The organism is Xanthomonas sp. F10 (assembly GCF_014206815.1).
In the GTDB taxonomy this organism is placed as follows: Bacteria; Pseudomonadota; Gammaproteobacteria; order Xanthomonadales; family Xanthomonadaceae; genus Xanthomonas_A; species Xanthomonas_A indica.
Genome location: NZ_JACHNP010000001.1, coordinates 265,059 through 290,673 on the forward strand (window position 1 = coordinate 265,059; position 25,615 = coordinate 290,673).

The following is a 25,615-nucleotide window of genomic DNA, read 5'->3' on the forward strand; positions in this document are numbered from 1 at the left end:
ACCGAGGTGGAGAAATCGCCGTTGGCCCAGGCGCCGGCGCCGAACGCGCTGCCGCCTTCGCCCTGCGCCTCGGTGGTGAACAGGCCGAGCACGCTGCCGCCGACGGCGGTGCTGGACACGCCGCTGGCGAGGCTGGAAAAGCCCACCGCCACGGCGTCGCCGCCGCTGGCGTTGGCGCCGTAGCCGAAGGCCGAGGCGAAGTCGCCGCCGGCCTGGCTGAAGCCGCCGGTGGCGGTCGCGGCCAGCCCGGTGGCGGCGGCGGAGAAGCCGGTGGCGGTGCTCTGCACGCCGTCGGCGCGCGCGGCGGTGCCAAGCGCGGTGGAGAACGCGCCATTGGCCTGCGCGCCGGCGCCGAACGCGCTGGCGCCCTGCTCGGCGGCGGTGGTAGCGCCCTCCAGCAGCACCTCGCCGTTCTCGTCGACGATCGACAGCGCACCGCCGACCGCGGTCGCCGAGGCGCCGACGGCGGTGGCGTTGCTGCCGACCGCGGTGGCATTGCCGCCCACGGTGGTGGCGCCGCTGCCCAGCGCGCTGGCGCCGTTGCCGATGGCGTTGGCGCCTTCGCCGGCGGCGATCGCATTGGCGCCCTCGACGTAGGCGCCGGCATCGCTGGCATCGCTGCCGCTGGACTGGAAGTACTTGGCGGTGGTGTCGGCGGTCTGCCTGACCGCGTCGAGCTGCGCCACGTTGACCGCATCGGTGGCCTCGGTACCCGCGGCCACGTTGGTGATCTGGCGTTCGCCGCCGGCCTTGCCGACCGAGACGCTGTCGTCGCGGTCGGCCACCGCGTCGGCGCCCAGCGCCACGCTATTGCGTCCCTGCGCGACCGCGCTGTTGCCCAGCGCGGTGCTGTTGAAGCCGCTGGCGCTGGAGAAGCCGCCGACCGCGGTGGCGTATGCACCGGTCGCGTCGGCCGCCACGCCGACCGCGGCGCTGGCGGCGCCGGAGGCGATGCTCTCGGCGCCCAGCGCGGTCGCGCCATCGCCACTGGCGGTGCTGTAGTAGCCGAGCGCGCTGGCCTCCACGCCGCTGGCTTCGCTGAGCGTGCCGCTGGCCACGCTGCCGTCGCCGCTGGCATTGCTGGCCGCGCCGGTCGCGGTGCTCTGCGCGCCGCTGGCGTTGCTCTCGGCGCCGACCGCGGTGGCGTAGTCGCCGCTGGCACTGGCGTTGTCGCCGATCTGCAGGGCCTGCGCCTGGGCGCTGGTGGGCAGCGCCACGGCGCCGGCGCCCAGCGCCAGGGCGATCGCGCCGGCCAGGGCCAGGCCGTGTGCGCGTGCGGCACGGCGATCGCGGACGACCGCGCCGCGCGCATCGCCGCTGGCCAGTTCCGATGCCACGACCCACATCCCCAACGCGTTGTTCCAGACCTTGCGATAAATCCGATTCATCGACGACTGCTCCTCAATTCGGCTGGTTTTTGGTCAAAAAGCCACCCTCGCCCGGCGTTCCGGCCGGCCGACCCCCTGTCGGTTTTTTGGTGCCGCACGTCCCGACCGGGACGCGAGAGGCTCACGCCTGTCGCTGCTCGGAGCTGTAGATGAACCGAGGTGGAATGCGGAACTGACTCGAGTGTTAACCCGGCCTCTCAAGTACGTCAAGTTTTTGACTTAATGCGCCACGCGCCGTGACAAAGACCGCGAATTCCGCCTGGTTTCGTTAATTTTTCGATAAATATCAATGAAAACAACCAGGTCGCGCCAATTTTTCGGCACGAACCTTGCCAGCCTTGACATGCCGCGCGTCGAACGATTTCTTTGCTTGTCAAGGACTTGACGCAGACGCCTGGTAAGGGCGCGCGGGGCTGCCGGGACACGCCGGGCAAGCGCCCCCAGACGGAGGCGGATGGGGCCGACTGCGCGAAATGGGGCGAGCGGTCGCGTGGCGGAGCGACCTGGGTGCCGGGCAACGGATAGATGCTGCCGGGTTGCGGCGACACAGTGCAGAGCGCCGCGAGTGGGCGCGCGCGCCGCACGCCTGGGTGCGACGGCGGATCCAGCGCACTGACGCAATGACGCCAGCGCGCGACGCGCAAGGCGCGACGCACCGCGATGTTGCGTAGGAGCGGCTTCAGCCGCGACCGGGCACGGTCAGATCATCCGAAGGCGGGATGGCCGAGGAAACCCACTCGACACACAGGAAAAATCACGGCATCGGCCCGTCAAACCGTCGGCTCGGCCGGCCTGGACACGGTCCTGCGTCGGGACCGAAGTCCCTCCCCCATGGGACACAGCGACGCGCGAGTCGGCGCATGCGCCACGCCACAAATCGCGGCGCATTCTGCATCCCACAGCGATGGCAGCGCGGTACAGCCCCCCGACACGCAGCCGACAGCGCCGGCGCGGCATCGCGGCGGCAGGTGCTGCCGACGGCGCCCTGGCGGGCGCCATCGTCGGGGCGCGATCAGGTCGCCGAACTCGTCACCGTCGGAACCAATCAGGTAGGCGCGTCGCCACCACAGCGCGCGCGCCAGGGCCACACCGGGCTCAGCCCACCCACACCCGCGCGTTGCGGAACATGCGCAGCCACGGCGCCTCGTCCGGCCACTCGGCCGGATGCCAGCTGAGGTTGAGCGAGCGCAACGTGCGTTCCGGATGCGGCATCAGGATGGTCACCCGGCCGTCGTCGCTGGTCAGGCCGGTGATGCCGTCGGCGAGCCGTTCGGGTTCAGCGGGTACTGCGTGGCGACGGCGGCTTGGTCGACGGCACTGTCGAATTCGGCGCGGCTTTGACCAAGCGCCACTGCCGCCGAGTCAATGGCGCGGGTCGAAGCACTGGAAGCTCTCCTTTTCCTCCCAGCAACGCTGCACAGCACCCGCTAAAAGTAGAACCCGATGTTGAGGTTGAACCGCGAGTGCCACTTGGACCGGTCACCATCGTCGATGGCAATGCCATCGCCGCCCGCGAACCACATGTTCTTGCCCGCGATCCAGTCCAGGTAGGTCAGCATGACGCCCTTCTTGATGCTGCACCCGGTGACGTTCTGCGTGGAGGAACGCAGGTCGGGACGATCGTGGGTCGGAAGGGTCATGCTGAAGTTGTTGTAGCAGGTCACGTCGTCCAGCCAGTGCCCCTTGCCGAACGAATAGGCGATGTTGGCGGTGGGGACGTCGGCTTCGGCGGCGATCTCGAACGGCGCCAGGAAGGCCGACATGGCGATGCGGTCGCTTGGGACCGCGTAGCGGTAGCGCGCCCATTGCACCTGACTGGTCCACCCGCCGCTGCTCCACTGCGCGTGCAACGCCGTTGCGCGATGCCCATAGCGGCGGCGATCCTCCACGTCCAGGATCTGCCCGGAAAACGCCGACGCACCCAACAGCAGGCTGCCGTGCTGCAACTCGACGCGGTGTTCGTACCGCACATGCACGCGATGGTACTCGCGATAGGGATAGCGCGCCGTTTCGGCGACATCGAACGAATAGCGCGCCGTCCGCGCCCCGTCGCCGTATTCGTCGCCCGAGAACCAGCCGACGTGCACGATGTCATTGCCGAATGTGCGCGACACCACAACGCCCGGATCGTAATCGTCTTCGATGCCAAGGTAGTAGCCGGAGCCGAACCAGAAGCTGTTCGACGCGGTCGGCAATAGTCCGAATGGCACCTGCTGGATGCCGGCCTTCAGCACCGTGCGATCGTCGATGTTCCAACCGACGAACGCGTGATGGATGGCGTTGAATCCGTCATACCAGCGGTGTTGCGCGGACACGAAGAATGGGCCGTCTCCCGCATTCAGGTCGACCCGCAGCAGTTCCAGATCGAGCCCGCGGGTGGGGCCGTAATCCAGCCAGCCGTAGTTGAAACGGACCGCTCCGCCGAGCTTGAAGTAGGTCTCGGTGCTCCGAGTGTCCTGTGCGTCTGCCTGACCGCTTAAGGCAGCCGCCAACATGAGTAAAAGCCCGGAACGAAAGGACATGAGCGTGACCGCCTCCCTGGTGGTTGTCGCCAGGCCAGTATCGGCCGCGGCGGGCCCAGCATGAGCAGAAAAACGGAGGTCAAGTTTGCCGCGGGGACGTCGATACATCAGCGCAGCGGTGTGCCCAGCAGGGTCGCCCTCATCCACAACGGGAGCAGCAATGAGCAGGACCATCGTCCGCCGTCACAGCGTCGCCAGTCGTTTGATGATCGGCACCGGCATCATCGCCCTGCTGTGTTTCGGCATGACCGCCGCCATCACCTATTGGCGCAGCAGCCATGCCTTGCTCGACGCGTCCCAGGCCGTGCTGCGCGAAGCAGCGCGCCACGAGGCGAGCGAGATCTCCTCGGACATCGGCTCGGCCTTCGATGCCGGCGCGACCCTGGCCAATACCTTCCGCATTCAGCGCGGCGCCAACGGCGTGAGCCGGGACTCGGCCGCTGCCGTGCTGCATGAGCAACTACGTCTTCACAAGCGCTGGCTTGGCATCAGCACGCTGTGGGAGCCGAACGCGTTCGATGGACACGATGCCGCCAATGTCAACGCGCCCTTCCACGATGCGACCGGGCGCTTCATGGTGTACTGGTCGTACCAGAAGGGCGAGCTGGTGCGCGAGGCGTTGCACAGCTACGACAAGCCCGGCGAGGGCGACTGGTATCTCGCAGCGCGCAACAGTCACGCGCCGGTGGTGATCGAGCCCTACTATTACCCGGTAGCCGGCGTGGATACGCTGATGACCACGTTGAGCACGCCGGTCATGGAAGGCGACAAGTTCCTGGGCACGGTCAACATCACCATGTCACTGGATGCGCTGCAGAAGCGCGTGGCGACGCTGCATCCGCTGGACGTTGGCCAGGCGATGCTGCTGTCGCCGACCGGCGCAGTGATGGCCAGCGCCGATGCCAAGCAGGTGGGCAAGACGCTGTCCGACGCCGGCACCCAGGCCATGCTGGCAAAAGTGCGCGCGGGACAGGTCAGCACCGACGAGGCCAGGGTGGCCGGCGAGGACTGGCTGCGCGTGTTCGTGCCGATGCGCCTGGGCAAGGCGCCACAGGTGTTCGCACTCGGCATCATGGTGCCCAAGCACCACGTGATGGCGCAGGCCCGCACCTTGCTGTGGGTCATCCTGGCAGTGGGCCTGCTCTCGGCCGCGTTGCTCGGTGTTTCGCTGTACCTGCTGCTGCGGCGCCAGGTGCTGGCACCGCTTGCCGAGGCGGTCAAGGTGTCCGCAGCGGTGTCCTCTGGCGAATTGAACAGCCGCATCGAACCGCGCCGCATGGATGAAATGGGACAACTGCTGCAGTCGATGGGCAGCATGCAGGCACAGCTGCGCGCGGTGATCGAAGCGCAGGACGACATGGCCCGCCAGCACGACGCTGGCGAGATGAGCTATCGGATGGATGCGGCGCGCTTCCCCGGTGAGTACGGCCGCATGGTGGCTGGCACCAACGACCTGGTCGATGCGCACGTGCAGGTGCAGCGCGAACTGGTGGCGGTGATGTCGCGCTACGCGGTCGGCGACATGCAGCCCGACATGCGCGCCTTGCCAGGCGAAAAGGCGGCGCTCAGCGATGCGATGGCGGCGACCAAGCGCAACCTGCAGGCAATCAACCGGCAGATCCTCGCCCTGGCACAGGCCGCCGCGGCCGGCAACTTTGCCACCCGCGGCGATGCGCAGGCGTTCGACCACGATTTCCGCGGCATGGTGGAAGGGTTGAATGACTTGATGCAGACCACCGATACCAATCTCGCGGAGCTGTCGCGCCTGCTGCAGGCGATCGCCAGCGGCGACCTCACCGTGCGCATGAACGGCGAATTCCGCGGCGTGTTCGCGCAGATGCGCGACGACGCCAATGCCACGGCCAGCCAGCTGGCGCAGATCGTCGGCAGCATCCAGACCTCGGCCGCGTCGATCAAGGGCGCCGCCAGCGAGATCGCCGCCGGCAACCAGGACCTGTCGCAGCGCACCGAGCAGCAGGCCGCCAACCTGGAGGAAACTGCGGCGTCGATGGAGGAGCTCACCTCCACTGTCAAGCAGAATGCCGATGGCGCGCGCCAGGCCAATCAGCTCGCCATCGGCGCGGCCGGTGTGGCCGCGCAAGGCGGCCAGGTCGTGGATCAGGTCGTGGAGACCATGCGCGGCATCGAAGCCTCGTCCAGGAAGATCGCCGACATCATCTCCGTCATCGACGGCATCGCGTTCCAGACCAATATCCTGGCCTTGAACGCGGCGGTGGAAGCGGCGCGTGCCGGCGAACAGGGCCGCGGCTTCGCGGTGGTGGCATCGGAAGTGCGCATGCTGGCGCAGCGCTCCTCCGGCGCGGCCAAGGAGATCAAGGATCTCATCGAAGACTCGGTGCAGCGCGTGGCCGAAGGCTCCACCCTGGTGCACAGCGCCGGCGCGACCATGAGCGAGGTGGTGGCCAGCGTGCAGCGGGTCACCGACATCATGGGCGAGATTTCCGCAGCATCGCAGGAACAGTCGGCCGGCATCGCCCAGGTCAACCAGACCATCACCAACATGGACGAGACCACCCAGCAGAACGCCGCGCTGGTCGAAGAAGCCACTGCCGCCGCGCGCTCGCTCGAGGACCAGGCAGTGCAGCTCACCGAAGCGGTGGCGGTATTCAAGCTCGATGCCGCGCATGCGGCTGCGCGGCAGGCGGTTTCCGGCCCGGCGGCATCTCCAGCCAAGCGTCCGACGGCCACGCGCCCAGCAGCGCCCCGGCTACGTGCGGTCGTGGCCACGCCCGACAGCGACAGCAACTGGAAGGAGTTCTGAAACAGTCGCGGTCGCTCCGCCTGCGCCCGTATGGTCCATCACAGCACCTGGCCTAGCCAGGGCACGACGCGGCCGGCCTGCCGGCGAGGGAGACGCAGCGCACACGCTACGCGTGCGTCATCGCTCTCGCACCCGCGGTCTCCCAGGGCACCGCACACCTGCAACGTCTGACTGCCGCGCCACTCTCGACCCGCCACGTCCGCGCTCGGCGGACGTGGCGCAGAGGCGCTCAGCCCACCCACACCCGCGCGTTGCGGAACATGCGCAGCCACGGCGCCTCGTCCGGCCACTCGGCCGGATGCCAGCTGAGGTTGAGCGAGCGCAACGTGCGTTCCGGATGCGGCATCAGGATGGTCACCCGGCCGTCGTCGCTGGTCAGGCCGGTGATGCCGTCGGGCGAGCCGTTCGGGTTCAGTGGGTACTGCGTGGCGACGGCGCCATGGCCGTCGACGAAGCGCAGTGCCACGCGCGCGGCGGCCTGGTCCACGGCACTGTCGAATTCGGCGCGGCCTTCGCCGTGCGCCACCGCCACCGGGATCCGCGAGCCGGCCATGCCGCGCAGGAAGATCGACGGCGATTCCACCACCTCCAGCAGGCTGGTGCGCGCCTCGAACTGCTCGCTGCGGTTGCGCAGGAAGCGCGGCCAGTGCTCGGCACCAGGGATGATGTCCTTGAGTTGGCTGAGCATCTGGCAGCCGTTGCACACGCCCAGGGCGAAGCTGTCGCTGCGCGCGAAGAACGCGGCGAAGGCATCGCGCAGCGCCGGCCGCTCGAGGATCGAGGTGGCCCAGCCGCGGCCGGCGCCGAGCACGTCGCCGTAGCTGAAGCCGCCGCAGGCGGCCAGGCCGACGAAGTCGGCCAGCTGCACGCGGCCGGCGATCAGGTCGCTCATGTGCACGTCGAAGGCGCGGAACCCGGCGCGCTCGAACGCGTTGGCCATTTCGATCTGGCCGTTGACGCCCTGCTCGCGCAGGATCGCCACCTTCGGCCGCTGGCCGCTGGCGATGAACGGCGCAGCGATGTCCTCGGCCGGGTCGAAGGCCAGCTTCGGCTTCAGTCCGGGCGCGGCGAAATCGCGCGCCAACGCGCGCTCCTCGGCGGCGCTGTCGGGGTTGTCGCGCAGCGTCTGCATGGCATGGGTGACCGACCACCAGGCATCGAACAGCTCGTCCCAGCGCCATTCGGCCAGGGTCTTGCCGCCCAGGCCCACGCGCACCGCGGCGGCGGTGCTGGGGCGGGCGATGCGCTGCGCGCATTCGGTCAGCGCATGGCGCTCGATCAGGTCGGCGAACGCGGCGCGGTCTTCCTTGGCCACCTGCACCACCGCGCCCAGTTCCTCGTTGAACAGGCTGCGGAACGGATCGTCGCCCCAGGCATCGAGGGTGATGTCCAGGCCCTGCCGCGAGGCGAACGCCATCTCGCACAGCGCGGCGAACGCGCCGCCGTCGCTGCGGTCGTGATAGGCCAGCAGCAAGCCGGCCTCGCGCGCATCGCGGATCAGTTCGAAGAACGCACGCAGCCGCTGCGGATCGTCCAGGTCGGGCACCGCGCCACCGAACGCCGGCAGCGCGCCATCGCCATGCACCTGCGCCAGCACCGAACCGCCCAGGCGCTGCTTGCCGCCGCCCAGCCCGATCAGCCACAACTCGCTCTCGGCCTCGCGCGCCAGCAACGGCGTCAGCTGCGCCCGCGCATCGGCCACCGGCGCGAACGCGGAGACGATGAGCGAGACGGGCGAGACGCTTTTGTGCGTTTCGCTCGCGCCGGGAGTGGGGAGTGGGGATTCGGGATTGGCAGAAGCGCCCTCCGCGCGCGCAGCACCCTCCCCAATCCCCAATCCCGTTCGCTCTTCGACGGACGCAGGCCGGCCATCCCGAATCCCGGCCACACCCCACTGCGCCTGCATCGACAGCGAGTCCTTGCCCACCGGGATGCTCAGGTCCAGCTGCGGGCACAGTTCCATGCCCACCGCCTTGACCGCGGCGTACAGGCGTGCGTCCTCGCCGTCGTGGTTGGCCGCGGCCATCCAGTTCGCCGACAGCTTGACCTGGTCCAGCGCCTGCACCGGCGCCGCGCACAGGTTGGTGATCGCTTCGCCCACCGCCATCCGCGCCGCCGCGGCGGCGTCGAGCAGGGCCAGCGGGGTGCGCTCGCCGATCGCCATCGCTTCGCCGGCATGGGTGTCGAAGCCGGCCAGGGTGATCGCGCAATCGGCCAGCGGCAGCTGCCAGGGGCCGATCATCTGCTCGCGCGCGGTCAGGCCGCCGACGCTGCGGTCGCCGATGGTGACCAGGAAACTCTTCGCCGCCACCGTCGGATGCGCCAGCACCCGCAACCCGGCCTCGCGCAGGTCCAGCGCATCGGTGTCCAGCTCCGGCCAGCGCGGTGCCGGCGGCTGGCGGGCGTCGCGGTGCATCTTCGGCGGCTTGCCGAAGAGCACGTCCATGGGCAGGTCGATGGGGTGCTGGTCGGGATCCGGGACCCGGGACCCGGGACCCGGAACGGCCAAAGCGGCCGGCTCTTGCTGTTGCGTTTGCTCCTCCCGGGTCCCGGGTTCCGGGTCCCGGGTCCCGAACGTTCCGTAGCCCACGACGAGCCGTTCCTCGGCGGTCGCCACACCCACAGCGGCAAACGGACAGCGCTCGCGCTCGCACAGGGCGGCGAATTCGGCCAGGCGCGCCTGCGGCACGCCGAGCACGTAGCGTTCCTGCGATTCGTTGCACCACAGCTGCATCGGCGACAGCGACGGGTCGTCGCTGGGCACGCGGTCCAGGTCGATGATCCCGCCCACGCCGGAGTCGTGCAGCAGTTCGGGAATGGCGTTGGACAGGCCGCCGGCGCCGACGTCGTGGAACCAGCGGATCGGGTTGTCCGCGCCCAGCGCCACGCAGCGGTCGATGACCTCCTGCACGCGCCGCTCCATCTCCGGGTTGTCGCGCTGCACGCTGGCGAAATCCAGGTCCTCGGCGCTGTCGCCGGAGGCCACCGAACTGGCCGCGCCGCCGCCCAGGCCGATCAGCATCGCCGGGCCGCCGAGCACGATCACCGCATCGCCGGGCTGCAGCGGGATCTTCTCCACCTGCACGCGGTCGATCGCGCCCAGGCCGCCGGCCAGCATGATCGGCTTGTCGTAGGCGCGGGTCAGGTCCTGCGTCTCCGGCAGCTCGAAGCTGCGGAAATAGCCGAGCAGGTTGGGCCGACCGAATTCGTTGTTGAACGCAGCGCCGCCGAGCGGGCCGTCCAGCATGATTTCCAGGGCCGGGGCCATGCGCGGGTTGAGCGGACGCGCGCCCTCCCACGGCTGCGGCAGGCTGGGAATGCGCAGGTGCGAGACGCTGAAGCCGGTCAGGCCGGCCTTGGGCTTGCCGCCGCGGCCGGTGGCGCCCTCGTCGCGGATCTCGCCGCCGGCGCCGGTGGAGGCGCCCGGGAACGGCGCGATCGCGGTCGGGTGGTTGTGGGTCTCGACCTTGATGCAGAACGCCGACGGCGTCACCGCCTCGCTACGGTACTCGCCGCTGGCCGGATCCGGGCGGTAGCGCGCGGCCGGGTGCCCTTCCACCACCGCCGCGTTGTCGCTGTACGCGCTGAGCGTGTGCTGCGGCGTCTGCTGGTGGGTGTGCTTGATCATCCGGAACAGCGAGCGGTCCTGCTCCTTGCCGTCGATGGTCCAACTGGCGTTGAAGATCTTGTGCCGGCAGTGCTCGGAATTGGCCTGCGCGAACATCATCAGTTCCACGTCGGCCGGATCGCGGCCGAGCTCGCCGAAGCGCTGGCGCAGGTAGTCGATCTCGTCCTGGGCCAGGGCCAGGCCCAGGCGCGCATTGGCCGCTTCCAGCTGATCCAGCGGGATGCGCTCGACCTCGCCCCGCACCGGCGCCTGGAACAGCGCCTGCGCCTGCGCGGCGCTGTCCAGCAGCGATTGCGTCATCGGATCGTGCAGCAGCTTGGCCAGCGCAGCCTGATCGGCCGCCGCCGCGGGCCAGCCGGCCAGGTCCAGGCGGGTGCCGCGCTCGACCCGGCGGATCGCCAACCCGGCGCCGCGCACCAGTTCGGTGGCCTTGCTCGACCACGGCGAGCGCGTGCCCAGCCGCGGCACCACGTAGCGCGAGCAGGTCCCGGCTTCGGCCGGCGCCGGTGCGTCCTGCGCCTGCAGGATGCGCCGCGCCGCGACCAGGTCCAGCGATGCGGCGTTCTCGCCGTCGATGAAGTAGACGTGCCAGGCACCGGCGATGCGCACACCGGGAACGAGGGACTGCAGGCGGGTTTCGAGCCGAGCGCGACGGAACGGCGAAAGGGCGGAAGCGCCCTCGAGGACGATCATGTCCGGGGAACCGTGTGAGGAAACGGGGCCCCGTATTGTAGCCGGAAGCCCGGGACCCGGGACCCGGGACCCGGGACCCGGAAAAGCATAAGCCCCGCCGGGGCGGGGCCTACGCGTCATCCAAGGGCCACAGCAAAACTGTCTGCTGGCGCCATTTACCCGTCACGCCCGGCTGTTCCGGGCCCCGAGTCCCGGGTCCCGGGTCCCGGCCTCAACGGCTTCCGCCCGCCTTCGCCGCTTCGGCCGCGCGCTTGTCCAGCGCTTCGCGCAGCTTGGCCGGAGGCAGGTAGCCGCCGAGCTGGGTGCCGTCCGGGGCGAAGATCGCCGGGGTGCCGTTGACGCCCAGGCGCTGGCCCAGGTTGTACTGCATGGTCACCGGGTTCTTGCAGTTGGCCGCGCTCGGCACCTTGCCGCTGGCCTTGGCGTCGGTCAGCGCCTGCTTCTTGTCCGCCGCGCACCACACCGCGACCATGTCCTTGTAGTCCTGGCTGCCCAGGCCCATGCGCGGGAACGCCAGGTATTCCACGGCGATGCCCTGCTTGTTGAGTTCGCCGATCTCGCTGTGCAGCTTGCGGCAATAGCCGCATTCGATGTCTGTGAACACGCTGATGGTGTACTTGGGATTGGCCGGGGCGAACACGATGCGGTCGGCGCGCGGCGCCGATTCCAGCAGCTTGCGGCGGTAGCTCAGCAGGCCCTCGCTGGACGCGAACTGCTTTTCCTGGATGTCGAACGGCTGCGCCTGGAACAGATAGCGGCCGTCGTCGGAGACGTACAGCACCTGGCCGCCGACCACCACTTCGCGGAAGCCGGGGAACGGCGCGGCGCCGATGTAGTCGGGCTTGAAGTTCGGGTCCAGTTGCAGCAGCGCCGCACGCACGCGCTGTTCGCCCGCGGCGCCACTGGCGGCGGGGGCGGCCTTGGCCGCGGCGGCGCCGGGCGCCGGGGAGGTGGACTGTGCGCAGGCGGAGAGCGAAGCCGCGCCCAGCAGCGCGCAAAGAGCAAAACGGAGCATTGGCGATCCATGAGGGCTGCGAATCGCCCGATTGTCGCATACCCCCCGCCGCGGTCCATGTAGACAGGCTGAGCGGCCATTGCGCGCCGCGGCCGCGCTCACCCGCGCGGATGATGCTTGCGGTGCAGGCTCTGCAGGTGCTCGCGCGCGACCAGGGTGTAGATCTGGGTGGTGGACAGCGAACTGTGGCCGAGCAGCATCTGCAGCGCGCGCAGGTCGGCGCCGCGGTTGAGCAGATGCGTGGCGAAGCTGTGGCGCAGGCCGTGCGGGCTGATCCGCGCCGGGTCGATCCCCGCCACCGCGGCATAGCGCTTGACCAGCCCCCAGAACTGCTGCCGGGTCAGCGCGCGCCGGGCGGCATCGATGAACAGCGGCACCACGCCGTCGCTGGCCGGCACCGCCTGCCCGGCCGCCAGCGCCGGCCGTGCGCTGTCCAGGTAGCGCTGCAGCCAGTGCTGCGATTCCTCGCCCAGCGGCACCAGTCGCTCCTTGCTGCCCTTGCCGGTGACCCGCAGCACGCCCTGGCGCAGGTTCACCGCATTGGCCGGCAGGTTCACCAACTCGCTGACGCGCAGGCCGGCGGCGTACATCAACTCGAGCATGGCGCGGTCGCGCAGCCCGGCCGGCGCGGTCGCGTCCGGCGCCGCCAGCAACGCATCGATCTGGCTCTCGGCCAGCGCCTTGGGCAACGAACGCGGCAGCCGTGGCGGTTCCAGCAGCGCGGTCGGGTCGTCGCTGCGCTCGCCGCGACGCACGCGCAGCGCGAAGAACGCGCGCAGCGACGACAGCCAGCGCGCATTGCTGCGCGGCGAATAGCCCAGTTCGGTGCGCCAGGCCAGGTAGTCGAACAGCGCCTGTCGATCGGCGCCCGCCAGGCCGCCGCCCGCGCCGTCGCGCCAGCGCGCGAAACCCTCCAGGTCGCGGCGGTAGCTGTCCAGGCTCTGCCGCGCCAAGCCCTGCTCGGCCCAGGCCGCATCCAGAAACTGCTGGATCGCCACCGCATCGGTCTCGCGCAGTGGCGCGAGCCGTTGCGTCTGCTGGCGGCGCTCGGCGGGGGAATGCAGGGAGGGCATGCTGGGTGGGATTGGGGATTGGGGATTGGGGATTGGGGATTGGGGATTGGGGATTGGAAAAGCCTAGCCGCTTTGCCTGGGGGCGCAAGGCCGACGTGGCCGCGCAGCGCACCGGGATGGCGTGCGCCAGCAGCACGACTGCGAGGCGCACGGTCCACCGCAAAGCGCGCGACTGGCTCTAAGCTGTGCCGATGAGCGCATCGCCTCCCGCTTCCGCCCCCCGTCCACGCACGCTGCTGCTGTGGCGGCTGCTGGCGCTGTTCTACGACGCCTGGCCGGTGCTGGCGCTGTGGTTCGTGGTCTCGGCGCTGTTCACCCTCGGCTACACGCTGGAGGGCCATGCGCCGCGCGAGAACATCGCGCCCTTCAGCGCCCTGCAGTGGCTGCTGTGGCTGTGCTGCTGGGCGGTGGCTGGCCTGTACGCCACGCTGAGCTGGCGCCGCGGCGGCCAGACCCTGGGGATGCGCCCGTGGCGGCTGCGCCTGCACGGCGTCGACGGCACCACGCCGAGCTGGGGTGCACTGTGGCGGCGCTATCTGGTCGGCAGCGTGTCGTTGCTGCTGGGCGGGCTGGGGTTCTGGTGGGCGCTTTTTGATCGCGAACGGTTGACCTGGCACGACAGGGCCAGCGGCACCCATTTGACGCGATTACCAAAAGCCAAGCCCTGACCGCAGTACATAGGCGCACGGCGGCGCGCCAACCACTCCCGCCATATCGGGACCACTGCGGCGCGGTACGACCACGCCAGCGGCACCTACTTAACGCGATTGCCGAAAACCAAGCCCTGACTACAGCAAACGTGCGCGCGGCGGCGCGCCATATGCATCCGTCGCGTCGGGATCGTCGCCGCGCGCTAACTGCTGCGTTTGCGGAACAGCAACCAGGACACGGTCAGCATCACCAGTGGCGGCAAGGCGTAGGCGATGCGGTAGTCGAACTTCAGCGCGCCGGCCATGCGTCCGAAGAACAGCTGCAGCAGCCAGAACACCAGGGCGAACAGGATGCCCAGGAACAGGCGCTTGCCCATGCCGCCGCTGCGCAGCGCGCCGAACGCGAACGGGATCGCGGCGAAGCACAGCGCCAGCACGTTCAACGGATAGAACCAGCGGCTCCAGTACTGGTCCTCGTAGTCGCGCGCGTCCAGGCCGTTGCGGCGGCGGTACTCGATGCTGGTGTGCAGGTCGCGCGCCGACAGGTTGCGCGGCTTGGCCAGGCCCGAGGCCAGCGCTGCCGCATCCAGCCGCGATTGCCACGGCAGGCTGTCGAACTTCTCGCGCTGCACCGAGCGCTCGGCGAAGGTGTCGCGGTAGGCCTGCTTGAGGGTCCAGCCGCTGTGCCGGTGCTCGGCGATGGCGGCATGGGTCAGCGAGGCCAGCCGGCCGTTGTCGTCCAGCGTGTACAGGCGCACGTCGCGCAATTCCAGCCAGGTGCCGCCGTCGTCTTCCAGGTGCTCTTCGCCGGCCTGCGCGTTGAGGAAGGTGTTGCCCTCGCGCGCCCACAGCCCGGAGTAGCGGGCCATGCTCATGTCGCCGTTGTACTTGGCGTTGGCCTTGATCGCATCGGCCTGGTTCTGCGCCCACGGCGCCAGGGTCTCGCCGTTGACCACCATGGCCACGGTCAGCACCGCCATGGTCGCCGCCGCGGCCAGGCTCAGCCGGCGCCGCGACAGGCCCAGCGCGCGCAGCGCGGTCAGTTCGGAGGTGGCGGCGAGCTGGCCCAGGCCCATCAGCACGCCGATCACCGCGCCGGTGGGGAACAGGGTGTAGGCGCGGCGCGGCACCGTGTAGGCCACGAAGGCAGCGGCGTGGCCCAGGCTGTAGCTGCCGGTGCCGATCGTCTTGAACTCGTTGGACAGGGCCATGATCACGTCCAGGCCCAGCAGCACCGCCCAGGTCAGCAGCACCGTGCCGAGCACGGCGCGGCCCACGTACACATCGTGCAGGTTCGGACGCAGCCTCATGCCGGCTGCCTCCGCGGCCGCGACAGCCGGCCATCGCGCAGGTACATCCACACCGACAACGCCAGCAGCGGCAGGGTCAGCCACCACAAGCCGAGCGCGCGCGGCAGCTTCTCGGTGCTCAGCCACTGGGTGCCGAGGAACATCAGATTGGTGCCGACCAGGTAGGCCAGGAACGCCAGCATGATCCGGCCATAGCGCTGCTGTCGCGGCGAGCTGCGCGACAACGGCAGGGTCAGCAGGGCGAAGGCCAGCGCCAGCAGCGGCGGCGCCAGGCGCGCATGCAACTGCGCGTTGGCCTGCGGCCGCGGATCGCCGATCAGCTTGGCGGTGGGCAGCAGCTCCGGATCGTCGTCCTTGCGCGCGGCGTCACGGTCCGGCAGCGCCACGTCGTTGCTGACGAAGCGCATCATCCGGTAGTCCAGCCCGTCGCCGGCCAGCGGCCCCTCGACCCGGTAGCCGTCCTCCAGGCGCAGGTAGCGGTCGGCCTTGCCCTCGAAGAACATGGCGCCGCGCTGCGCGGTGACCACGTCCAGGCGGCCGTCCTTCTGCCGCTGCATGAACACCTTGCTGAGCTTGGTGCCGTCCCCGGACAGGGTGCTGATGTAGACGATGCCGCCATCGGACAACGGGGTGAAGCGCCCGGCCTCTAGCCCGGCCATCAGCAGGCTATGGTTGGCCTCGTCGATCAGCCGGTCGGAGGTGCGGTCGGCCCAGGGGCCCAGCCACAGCGAGCACATGCCGACCAGGGTCACCACCGGGATCACCAGCATCAGGATCGGCCGCAGCAGGCGCCGCGGGCCCACGCCGATGGCGGTGATCACCGCCATTTCCGAATCCCGGTACAGCCGCGCCAGCGCCAGCAGCAGGCCCAGCATCAGCGCCAGCGGCAGAATCAGCGGCAGGTACACCACGAACTGCAGGCCCAGTTGTGAAAACAACAACTTGGCCGGGATGCGGCCATCGGCGATGTTGCCCAGGATGTCCACCAGCACACCACCGACGCTGACCACCAGCAGCACGATCAGGGTGGCCGAGAAGCTCTGGACGAAATCGCGCAGCAGGTATCGATCGAGCTTCGGCATGGGGGTGGGTTGATTTAAACTCTCGGATTCGTTCGCGGCGGACCCAGCCTATCCGACTGGGGGTAAAGAGTCCGCGATTGTACGGATTTGCCAACGGAATCTGATCAATGGCCCTGGAATTCACCCTGAACCACGACGCCCCGGCCACCGCGGCGTTCGACTGCATCGTCGTCGGCGTGTTCGCCGACAAGCGCCTGTCCCCGGCCGCCCAGGCCCTGGACGCGGCCAGCGGCGGACGCCTGACCGCGCTGGCCGAACGCGGCGACGTCAGCGGCAAGACCGGCGCCACCGCCCTGCTCCACGACCTGCCCGGCGTGAAGGCGCCGCGCGTGCTCGCGGTGGGCCTGGGCGACGCCGCCAAGTTCGGCGTGCCGCAATACCTGAAGGCGGTCGGCGACGCCGCGCGCGCCCTCAAGAGCGGGCCGGCGACCAGCGCGCTGCTGACCCTGAGCGAGCTGGAGGTCAAGGGCCGCGACCAGGCCTGGGCGATCCGCCAGGCGGTGATCGCCAGCGACCACGCCTGCTACCGCTACACCGCCACCCTCGGCAAGAAGAAGCCCGACGACAGCGGCCTGGCGCAGTTGGCCGTGCACGGCGACGACGCCACCGCGCTGGCCCAGGGCGAGGCGATCGCCGCCGGCGTGAAGTTCGCCCGCGAACTGGGCAACCTGCCGCCGAACCTGTGCACCCCGGCCTACCTGGCCGAGACCGCCGCCGCCTTCGCCCAGGGCGTGGACGGCGCCGAGGCCGAGATCCTCGACGAGACGCAGATGCAGGAGCTGGGCATGGGCTCGCTGCTGGCGGTGGCGCGCGGCTCGGCCAACCGGCCGCGGCTGCTGGTGCTGAAGTGGAACGGCGGCGGCGATGCCCAGCCCTACGTGCTGGTCGGCAAGGGCATCACCTTCGACACCGGCGGCGTCAACCTGAAGACCCAGGGCGGCATCGAGGAGATGAAGTACGACATGTGCGGCGGCGCCAACGTCATCGGCACCTTCGTCGCCGCGGCCACCGCGCGCCTGCCGCTGAACCTGGTGGTGGTGGTGCCCGCGGTGGAGAACGCCATAGACGGCAATGCCTACCGCCCGTCGGACGTGATCACCAGCATGTCCGGCAAGACCATCGAGGTCGGCAACACCGACGCCGAGGGCCGCCTGATCCTGTGCGATGCGCTGACCTACGCGGAACGCTTCAAGCCGGCGGCGCTGATCGACGTGGCCACCCTCACCGGCGCCTGCATGGTCGCCCTCGGCCACCAGACCGCCGGCCTGATGAGCAAGCACGACGACCTGGCCGCCGAACTGCTGGCCGCCGGCGAGCACGTGTTCGACCGCGCCTGGCGCCTGCCGCTGTGGGACGAGTACCAGGGCCTGCTGGATTCCAGCTTCGCCGACGTCTACAACATCGGCGGCCGCTGGGCCGGCGCGATCACCGCCGGCTGCTTCCTGTCGCGCTTCACCGAAGGCCAGCGCTGGGCGCACCTGGACATCGCCGGCGTGGCCAGCGACGAAGGCAAGCGCGGCATGGCCACCGGCCGCCCGGTGGGTTTGTTGTCGCAGTGGTTGCTCGACCGCGCCGCGGGCGGCGCGGCGTGATTGGGGAGTCGGGATTGGGGATTCGCGAAAGGCGCCTCCGCGTTTCTTTCCCGTGCCCCTTGCTCGCGCAGGCGACCGTGATCCGCGGTTGCCAATCCCCAATCCCGAATAACGAATCCCAACCCTGATGCGCGCCGACTTCTATCTGATCGCCAAGCCGCGGTTCCTCAACGAACCGCTGCGGCTGGTGTGCGAGCTGGCGCGCAAGGCCAACGACGCCAACCTGTGGACGCTGGTGCTGGCGCGCGACATGGCCCAGGCCGAGGAACTGGACGAGTTGCTGTGGGCGTTCGATGCCAACGCCTACATCCCGCACCAGATCGCCGACGCCGATGCCGACGAGGAAGAGGCGCAGGTGCTGATCGTGCCGCCGGGCGTCGACGCGCCGGAGCGCCCGCTGGTGATCAACCTGCGCGATGCGCCCTACCTCGGTGCCTGCGAGCGCGTCCTGGAAGTGGTCCCGGCCGACCCATCCGCGCGCGAACCGCTGCGCGAGCGCTGGAAGCAGTACAAGGCGCAGGGCTACGCGGTCACCAAGCACGATATGTGAGGGGCCGGGATTCGGGATTGGGGATTGGGGATTCGGATGAATTCCTGCCCCGCTCCCTCATCGGCACCGCACGGCAAGACATCCCGAATCACCAATCCCCAATCCCGGCTTTTCCATGACCACCCTCGCCTCCAGCTACGATCCCAAGTCCTTCGAATCGCGCCTGTACGCGCAATGGGAAGCGTCCGGTTACTTCGCGCCGTCCGGGCAGGGCACGCCGTACACGGTGCTGCTGCCGCCGCCGAACGTGACCGGCACGCTGCACATGGGCCACGCCTTCCAGCAGACGCTGATGGATGCGCTGGTGCGCTACCACCGCATGCGCGGCTTCGACACGCTGTGGCAGGTCGGCAGCGACCATGCCGGCATCGCCACCGAGATGGTGGTGTCGCGCAACCTGACGCTGGAAGGCAAGGGCGAGACCCGCGATTCGCTGGGCCGTGACGGCTTCATCGCCAAGGTCTGGGAGTGGAAGCAGCACTCAGGCGACACCATCGAGCGGCAGATGCGCCGCCTCGGCACCTCGGCCGACTGGTCGCGCAGCACCTTCACCATGGATCCGCAGCCGTCGGCGGCGGTGGTCGAGGCCTTCGTGCGCTGGCACGAGCAGGGCCTGATCTACCGCGGCCAGCGCCTGGTCAACTGGGACCCGGTGCTGAAGACCGCGATCTCCGACCTGGAAGTGGAGAACGTCGAGGAAGACGGCTTCCTGTGGTCGATCGCCTACACGCTGGACGACGGCGCCAGCTACGAACACATCGAGCACGACGCCGACGGCAACGAAACCCTGCGCGAGATCCGCGACTACCTGGTGGTCGCCACCACCCGCCCGGAGACCCTGCTCGGCGATACCGCGGTGATGGTGCACCCGGAGGACGCGCGCTATGCGCACCTGATCGGCAAGACGGTGACGCTGCCGCTGACCGGCCGCCGCGTGCCGGTGATCGGCGACGACTACGTGGACCGCGCGTTCGGCACCGGCGTGGTCAAGGTGACCCCGGCGCATGATTTCAACGACTACCAGGTCGGCGACAGACACAACCTTCCTCTAGTGAACTTGTTCACCTCAGAGGCGAAAATCATTGATCCGAGGAAGCAGTACCCGGATGACGAGTACCCATTTGTGCAGGGTATCGACATTCGTGATCTGAACCAGATTCAGCGCAAGCGTCTGGGCCAACACCTCGCATACAAGATTCCCACCAAGTACATCGGCCTGGACCGCTTCGACGCGCGCAAGGCGGTGCTGGCCGATCTGGAAGACCTCGGCATCCTGGTCGAGACCAAGCCGCACAAGCTGCAGGTGCCGCGCGGCGACCGCACCGGCCAGGTGATCGAGCCGTATCTGACCGACCAGTGGTTCGTGAAGATGGACGCGCTGGCCAAGCGCGGTCTGGAGCTGGTCGAGTCCGGGCAGATCCAGTTCGTGCCGCCGAACTGGATCAACACCTACCGCCACTGGATGGAGAACATCCAGGACTGGTGCATCAGCCGCCAGCTGTGGTGGGGCCATCGCATCCCGGCCTGGTTCGACGACGCCGGCAACTGCTACGTCGGTCGCGACGAGGCCGACGCGCGCGCCAAGGGTGGCCTGACTGCCGACGTCGCCCTGCACCAGGACAGCGACGTGCTGGAGACCTGGTTCTCTTCGCAGCTGTGGCCGTTCGCGACCATGGGCTGGCCGAACCCGCAGGCGATGGCCGAACGCGGCTTCGACCGCTACCTGCCGTCGAGCGTGCTGGTCACCGGCTTCGACATCATCTTCTTCTGGGTGGCGCGCATGATCATGGCCACCGATAGCTTCACCGGCAAGGTGCCGTTCCGCGACGTCTACATCACCGGCCTGATCCGCGACAAGGACGGGCAGAAGATGTCCAAGTCCAAGGGCAACGTGCTCGATCCGCTGGACATCATCGACGGCATCAGCATCGAGGACCTTGTCGCCAAGCGCACCACCGGGCTGATGCAGCCGCGCATGGCCGAGAAGATCGAGAAGGCCACGCGCAAGGAGTTCCCCGAGGGCATCATCGCCCACGGCGCCGATGCGCTGCGCTTCACCATCGCCGCGCTGGCCGGCCACGGCCGCGACATCAAGTTCGATCTGGGCCGCGCCGAGGGCTACAAGAACTTCTGCAACAAGCTGTGGAATGCGAGTCGGTTCGTACTGATGAATACGGATGGTCGGGACTCGGGACCCGGGACCCGGGTTCCGCAACACCCGGTCACCGATGCGGAGAAATGGATCTTGCTGCGCCTGCAGGCGGTCACGGCCGAGGCGCAGGCGCAGTTCGCCGCATACCGCTTCGATCTGCTGGCGCAATGCCTGTACGAGTTCGCCTGGAACGAGTTCTGCGACTGGTTCCTGGAACTGGCCAAGCCGGCACTGAGCGGCGACGACGCGGCCGCCGCCGACAGCACCCGCCACACCCTGCTGCACGTGCTGGAGACCCTGCTGCGCCTGCTGCACCCGCTGACCCCGTTCGTCACCGAGGAACTGTGGCAGCAGGTGGCGCCGCGCCTGGGCATCGACGCGCCGACCATCTCGCTGCAGTCGTACCCGGACGCTGCGACGATGGACGTGGCCGCCTACGCCGGCGCCGCGGCCGACGTGGAATGGCTGAAGGCGATGGTGTCGGCGCTGCGCCGCGTGCGCAGCGAACTGCAGGTGGCGCCGTCGCGGCAGGTGCCGCTGCTGCTGCAGGGCGGCCAGGCACAGGATCGTGCGCAGATTGATAACCCCACGGTGGTTTCCGAAAAGTCCGCTCCCTCTTACTGGACGCAAGACCGTGCCCGCGTAGAACGGTTCACGCCGCAGCTGCGCTTCCTACTCAAGCTCGACGATATTGAGTGGCTGCAGGATGGTGCCGCGGCGCCGGCCGCGGCCACCGCGATCGTCGGCGAGCTGAAGCTGCTGGTGCCGCTGGAAGGGCTGGTCGACCTGGATGCCGAACGCCTGCGCCTGGACAAGGAGATCGCGCGCGTCGCGTCCGAGAAGGACAAGAGCGAGGCCAAGCTGGGCAAGTTCACCGACAAGGTGCCGGCCGCGGTGGTCGAGCAGGAACGCCAGCGCCTGGCCGACTGGAGCGCGCAACTCGACGGCCTGCGCGCGCAGCGCGCCAAGCTGTAGGAGCAGCGCGACTACGCGACCGTAGGAGCGGCTTCAGCCGCGACCTGGTTTTCATGGGAACGCCCGGTCGCGGCTGAAGCCGCTCCTACGACGCGCTGCCGAAATTGCCGCACCACCACACCGCCGCCCGGTCTTCCAGGCGGCGGCGCTGCGATCCCTCAGAGTTTGCCGGCGCCGGCCTTGGCCTTGACGTCGGCGGCCACCTTGTTCGCCGGCAGCAGCGAGTAGGTGTACGGCGGGGTCCAGCCGATGCTGTTGTTCCAGGAGCAGGTCAGCGCCTTGCCGTTGAGCAGCGAGCCGAAATCGCGGTAGACGCTGCCGCCGTAGTCGGCCGCGATCTTGTCGCAGCTGCTCACGCCGCCGATGTCGAAGACGTTGTTCTCGGAGAAGATCTTCGACTCCTTGCCGACGCCGTGCGCGTAGGAGAACGGATACACCGCGTGGCTGGTGCTGCCCACGTGGTAGTTGTTGTACAGGTGCACCTGGCCGAAGCGCACCCGCGGCGCGCGCGCGGAGATGTTCTCGAACAGGGTGTTGTGGATGGTCACCTTGAGCTTGCCGCTGTCGGTGCTGGAGGCGCTGTCGCTGGAGCCGATCAGGTTGTTCTTCTCGTGCGACTTGAACGCCGAGTAGGACACGGTGACGTAGTTGGCGCCCTTCTTGATGTCCAGCGCGCCGTCGTGGTGCTGCTTGGGCCGGCCGTTGGCGGTGCCGTTCTGGTCGTCGGTGCGGCGGCCGTCGGTGAAGGTCACATGGTCCACCCACACGTTGCTGGCGCCCTCGATGGTCATGCCGTCGTACTCGGAATTCCAGTTGCCGGCGCTGCCGTCGTCCGGATCCCACACCGGCTGCGGATCCCACGGATTCTCGATGGTCAGGTTGCGCACGATCACGTCGTTGGCCTTGACGTAGAAGTAGCCCTCGCGGATCTCTGCATTGCTGCCCACGCCGATCAGCGTGGTCTTGGTCGGGATGTCCAGGCGTGCGCGGCTCTTCATGTCCGCGGTGGTGCTGTACGGCGTGCCTTCGCTGATGTCGATGATGCCGTTGACCTTGATGATGCGGCCATTGCTGCCGGCGCTGGCCTTCAGCGCGGCCTTCAGTTGCGCCGCCGTGCTGACGCTGTAGACGTCGGCCGCGGCGGCCTTGGAACCGCCCTTGGTGCCGCCGTTCTGCGTGGCCCAGCCGGTGCTGGCGACCTCCAGGCTGGCGTCGGCCTGGGCGGCGCCGGCGATGCCGGCCAGGCACAGGGCCAGGCCGAACGTGAGCAGCGGCGAGCGCGGCGATGGAGCGATGCGGGACTGCGTGGTCATCCTGGAAACCTCGTGAGCATGCGTGGTTTGGACGCAGGCGCGCGCGCTCCGCCACAGCGGCATGCACGGCGACGCCTGCGCGATCGCTGTCTCCTCGGACAACTGCGGGTCATGCCTTCGTGAGAGGCAGGCGCCGAAGAGGCGCGCACTGTAGGGAGCGCGTAGCGCGTGTAAAGAGACGATGGAGAAACGCACGATCCAACCGCACGATATGTGAGCCGCATCGAACGAATCGCCCGCGCGCGACAGTGCGTCGCGACGCCATCGCTGCGGGACAACAACGTTGTCTCACCGACAGCAGGCGACATTCCGCGGCTCGCCTGCAACCACGCAAAAACACCGGAAAAAACCGCCAAGGTAATTGGGCGCACGCCGGGCCTTGCCCAGCGACGCGCGGCACGCATGCGCGATCACCGCAGCGAACGCGCTGCCGGCCGGCACCACCGCCGACCGCCTGCAGCGGGATCGCTCAGATCATGGGGTGTGGCACGCGGCGCAGTGCCGTTGCGCCGCCCGGGCACAGGCCAGCGCCATCCACCATCCCCTCATCGGCCGCGTGCGCCGACGCTGTCCGCACACAAGCGACAGCAGCGCACGAATGGACCGCACGTCGCCCGCGGCGGACGCGCAGGGATCTCAGGACATGCCGTCGAAGAACAGCTCGATCGCCATCACCAGCGCGTCCTCGCGGCCGTTCGCGGCCGGGTAGTAGCGCGGGCGCCGGCCGATCTCGTTGAAGCCTTCGCTGTGGTACAGGGCGATCGCGTTGGGATTGGACGGGCGCACTTCCAGGAACACCCGGCGCGCGCCGAGGTCGACGCCGTACTTGATCAGCGCGCGCAGCAGCAGCCGGCCGTAGCCGCGCGACTGCCGCTCCGGCGCCACGCAGACGTTGAGGATGTGCGCCTCGTCGGCGGCGACGCTGATCACCCCGTAGCCGACGATCGTGCCCTCCTCCACCAGCACCCAGCCCGGATAGCCGGCCTGCAGGCAGTCGCGGAAGATGCCGCGGGTCCAGGGGAACGGATAGGCGCGGCGCTCGATCTCCATCACCGCATCCAGATCGGCCTCGCGCAAGGCACGCAGCGTGGCCGTCGGCGCCGATGCCGAGCCGAGCGCGCTCATCGCGGCACCCGCTTGCGCAGCGCGCGCAGCTGCGGCCACAGCGCGCGCTTGGCCGCGGCATTGCCGCGCAGTTCGTCCAGCGGCCAGGTCGCCATCAGCGCTTGCGTGGCCGGATCGTTGGGATTGAGGCCGGAGGCCCGCAGCAGGGCGATCTGCAGGCGGTCGGGCAGGCGCAGCCCGACCCGGCGCGCCCCTGCCGCGGGCGCCGCTCTCACCGCGTCCGGCTGCACCGTCGGTGCCGGCGGCGCGGAGGCGCGACGTCGCTCCGGCGCCTCGGTGGCCGGCGCGTCGGCGTAGCCTCCCCGCGGCGGCGCCGATCCCGCTGCCGACCGCTGCACCGGCGCCGCCGGCTCGATCGCCGGCGACGGGGCGGGCTCGGGCTCGACCACGGCCGCGGCGTCCACGTAGACGGTGTGGCCGAGCGCCTGCAGCCAGCCGACCTGCTCGGCCGACCACAACGGCGCATGTCCGGACGCGTGCTCGCTCATGCCGCGTCCGGCACCCTGCGCCAGCGCCGCCACAGCCACAGGCACGGCCCGGACAGCGCGTACAGCACGCCGATCGCCAGCAGCGCCCGCGCCAGGTCGATGACCAGCACCGCCAGCACGATCGGCGCCAGCACCAGCATCAGGAACGGCACCCGGTCGGTGCGCGGGCCCTTCTCGCCGCTGCCCTTGAAGCTCCAGAAACGGATGCGGCTGACCATCAGCAGCGCCGCGGTCACGGTCAGGCCCAGGGCCACATAGCGCAGCTGTTCGCCGTCCCAGCCCAGCGAGCCGTCGGCGAAGGACCACACGAAGGCCATCATCAGGCCCGCCGCGGCCGGGCTGGCGAGGCCCACGAACCAGCGCTTGTCGACCGTGCCGACCTGGGTATTGAAGCGGGCCAGCCGCAGCGCGGCGCAGGCCGCGTACAGGAACGCCGCCGACCAGCCGACCCGGCCCAGCATGCTGCCGTCGAACTTCAGCGCCGACAGCGACCAGTGGTACATCACCAGCGCCGGCGCCATGCCGAAGCTGACCAGGTCGGCCAGCGAGTCGTACTGCACGCCGAATTCGCTGCTGGTGCCGGTCAGCCGCGCCACGCGCCCGTCCAGCCCGTCCATCACCGCGGCCACGAACACCGCCACGCTGGCGTGCACGAACTGGCCGTTGGCGGCGGCGATGATGGCGTAGAAACCGGAGAACAGGCCGGCGGTGGTGAACAGGTTCGGCAGCAGGTAGATGGTGCGCGAACGGGGGGGCGGTCGGGATGGGTCCATCCCGTCAGTCTAATCGACTTGCCAGGCCCGTCGGCGGGTGCTGCAATCGGCGCTCCCGCCGCGCCCTGGAGACCGAGATGCGCGTCCTGCCCCGGCTTTGCTGCCTGCCCCTGCTCGCCGTCAGCGGCCTGCTCGGCGCCACCACCCTGTACCAATGGAAGGACGCGCAGGGCGTCACCCACTATGCCGAGACCCCGCCCGCCGGCGGCAAATACCAGGTCCGCAAGGTCGACACCCGCGGCGACGCCCCGGCCGAGACGCCCGCGGCGGCCCCGGCCGAGAACGGCCAGTGCCTGACCGCGCGCAAGAACCTGGACATCCTCAACAAGCCCGGCAAGATCACCACCGACAGCGATGGCGACGGCAAGCCGGACGGGGAACTGGACGAATCCCAGCGCGCCTCGCAGAAGGCCCTGGCCGAGGCCGCGATCAAGGCCTACTGCACCCCGGCGGCCGCACCCGCCAAGTAACCCGAACGCACCCCGAACACGCCGGGCCGGCCGC

At 69.4% G+C, this 25,615-nt stretch carries 16 protein-coding genes and 2 pseudogenes; 6 read left to right on the forward strand and 12 right to left on the reverse strand.

Annotated features, from left to right (window positions below; translation table 11 throughout):
- Window positions 1-2 precede the first annotated feature (2 nt).
- The 3 genes and pseudogenes from FHR56_RS20750 to FHR56_RS01160 all read right to left on the reverse strand — a co-directional run.
- Window positions 3-1,388: pseudogene (locus FHR56_RS20750) on the reverse strand (ESPR-type extended signal peptide-containing protein); the annotation flags it as partial.
- Window positions 1,389-2,483: 1,095 nt separating this feature from the next.
- Window positions 2,484-2,743, reverse strand: a pseudogene (locus FHR56_RS01155) (phosphoribosylformylglycinamidine synthase subunit PurQ); the annotation flags it as partial.
- A gap of 72 nt (window positions 2,744-2,815) precedes the next feature.
- The gene (locus FHR56_RS01160) at window positions 2,816-3,910 is read right to left on the reverse strand and encodes a hypothetical protein (RefSeq protein WP_160948313.1); all 1,095 of its coding nucleotides are present in this window, start codon (window positions 3,908-3,910) and stop codon (window positions 2,816-2,818) included.
- Between the two features lie 160 nt (window positions 3,911-4,070).
- On the opposite strand from FHR56_RS01160, the gene FHR56_RS01165 reads away from it, so the two are divergent.
- Window positions 4,071-6,692 (forward strand): methyl-accepting chemotaxis protein, encoded by a 2,622-nt coding sequence (locus tag FHR56_RS01165; RefSeq protein WP_160948314.1) that lies wholly within the window; start codon window positions 4,071-4,073, stop codon window positions 6,690-6,692.
- 229 nt (window positions 6,693-6,921) lie between these two features.
- On the opposite strand, the gene purL is transcribed toward FHR56_RS01165, so the two are convergent.
- The 3 genes from purL to xerD all read right to left on the reverse strand — a co-directional run bounded on the left by purL (window position 6,922) and on the right by xerD (window position 13,101).
- Window positions 6,922-11,013 carry a phosphoribosylformylglycinamidine synthase gene (gene purL / locus FHR56_RS01170; RefSeq protein WP_160948315.1) on the reverse strand — a complete coding sequence of 1,364 codons (4,092 nt, stop codon included), beginning with the start codon at window positions 11,011-11,013 and terminating at the stop codon, window positions 6,922-6,924.
- A 211-nt stretch (window positions 11,014-11,224) separates the two neighbouring features.
- Window positions 11,225-12,028, reverse strand: coding sequence for a DsbC family protein (locus FHR56_RS01175; protein ID WP_160948316.1), 804 nt, complete (start codon window positions 12,026-12,028; stop codon window positions 11,225-11,227).
- A gap of 98 nt (window positions 12,029-12,126) precedes the next feature.
- Window positions 12,127-13,101 (reverse strand): site-specific tyrosine recombinase XerD, encoded by a 975-nt coding sequence (gene xerD / locus FHR56_RS01180; protein ID WP_184502390.1) that lies wholly within the window; start codon window positions 13,099-13,101, stop codon window positions 12,127-12,129.
- A gap of 191 nt (window positions 13,102-13,292) precedes the next feature.
- Here xerD and FHR56_RS01185 point away from each other — a divergent pair, with 191 nt between their 5' ends.
- Entirely contained in the window at window positions 13,293-13,769 is a 477-nt protein-coding gene (locus tag FHR56_RS01185) for an RDD family protein (protein WP_160948121.1), read from the forward strand.
- A gap of 185 nt (window positions 13,770-13,954) precedes the next feature.
- Here the strand turns inward: FHR56_RS01185 and lptG are convergent, their stop codons facing one another.
- A complete protein-coding gene (gene lptG / locus FHR56_RS01190) occupies window positions 13,955-15,061 on the reverse strand; it encodes an LPS export ABC transporter permease LptG (RefSeq protein WP_160948122.1) in 1,107 nt (368 codons plus the stop codon).
- Entirely contained in the window at window positions 15,058-16,143 is a 1,086-nt protein-coding gene (lptF, locus tag FHR56_RS01195) for an LPS export ABC transporter permease LptF (RefSeq protein WP_160948123.1), read from the reverse strand. The genes lptG and lptF overlap by 4 nt, the downstream gene beginning before the upstream one ends.
- 107 nt (window positions 16,144-16,250) lie before the next feature.
- Here lptF and FHR56_RS01200 point away from each other — a divergent pair, with 107 nt between their 5' ends.
- The 3 genes from FHR56_RS01200 to FHR56_RS01210 all read left to right on the forward strand — a co-directional run bounded on the left by FHR56_RS01200 (window position 16,251) and on the right by FHR56_RS01210 (window position 21,412).
- Window positions 16,251-17,735, forward strand: a complete 1,485-nt coding sequence (locus tag FHR56_RS01200) for a leucyl aminopeptidase (RefSeq protein WP_160948124.1) — start codon at window positions 16,251-16,253, stop codon at window positions 17,733-17,735.
- A 124-nt stretch (window positions 17,736-17,859) separates the two neighbouring features.
- Entirely contained in the window at window positions 17,860-18,285 is a 426-nt protein-coding gene (locus FHR56_RS01205) for a DNA polymerase III subunit chi (protein WP_160948176.1), read from the forward strand.
- Between the two features lie 115 nt (window positions 18,286-18,400).
- On the forward strand, window positions 18,401-21,412 hold the full coding sequence (locus FHR56_RS01210; RefSeq protein ID WP_160948125.1) for a valine--tRNA ligase: 3,012 nt from the start codon (window positions 18,401-18,403) through the stop codon (window positions 21,410-21,412).
- A 158-nt stretch (window positions 21,413-21,570) separates the two neighbouring features.
- On the opposite strand, the gene FHR56_RS01215 is transcribed toward FHR56_RS01210, so the two are convergent.
- The 4 genes from FHR56_RS01215 to pssA all read right to left on the reverse strand — a co-directional run bounded on the left by FHR56_RS01215 (window position 21,571) and on the right by pssA (window position 25,111).
- Entirely contained in the window at window positions 21,571-22,725 is a 1,155-nt protein-coding gene (locus FHR56_RS01215) for a pectate lyase (RefSeq protein WP_160948126.1), read from the reverse strand.
- 636 nt (window positions 22,726-23,361) lie between these two features.
- Window positions 23,362-23,850, reverse strand: a complete 489-nt coding sequence (gene rimI, locus FHR56_RS01220) for a ribosomal protein S18-alanine N-acetyltransferase (RefSeq protein WP_017907927.1) — start codon at window positions 23,848-23,850, stop codon at window positions 23,362-23,364.
- Window positions 23,847-24,338 (reverse strand): alanine acetyltransferase, encoded by a 492-nt coding sequence (locus FHR56_RS01225; RefSeq protein WP_160948127.1) that lies wholly within the window; start codon window positions 24,336-24,338, stop codon window positions 23,847-23,849. The genes rimI and FHR56_RS01225 overlap by 4 nt, the downstream gene beginning before the upstream one ends.
- Window positions 24,335-25,111, reverse strand: a complete 777-nt coding sequence (pssA, locus tag FHR56_RS01230; RefSeq protein ID WP_019796930.1) for a CDP-diacylglycerol--serine O-phosphatidyltransferase — start codon at window positions 25,109-25,111, stop codon at window positions 24,335-24,337. Before pssA ends, FHR56_RS01225 begins: the two co-directional genes overlap by 4 nt.
- A 77-nt stretch (window positions 25,112-25,188) precedes the next feature.
- Between pssA and FHR56_RS01235 the strand changes: the two genes are divergently transcribed.
- Window positions 25,189-25,581 carry a DUF4124 domain-containing protein gene (locus FHR56_RS01235; protein WP_160948128.1) on the forward strand — a complete coding sequence of 131 codons (393 nt, stop codon included), beginning with the start codon at window positions 25,189-25,191 and terminating at the stop codon, window positions 25,579-25,581.
- The last annotated feature ends 34 nt before the right edge of the window (window positions 25,582-25,615 follow it).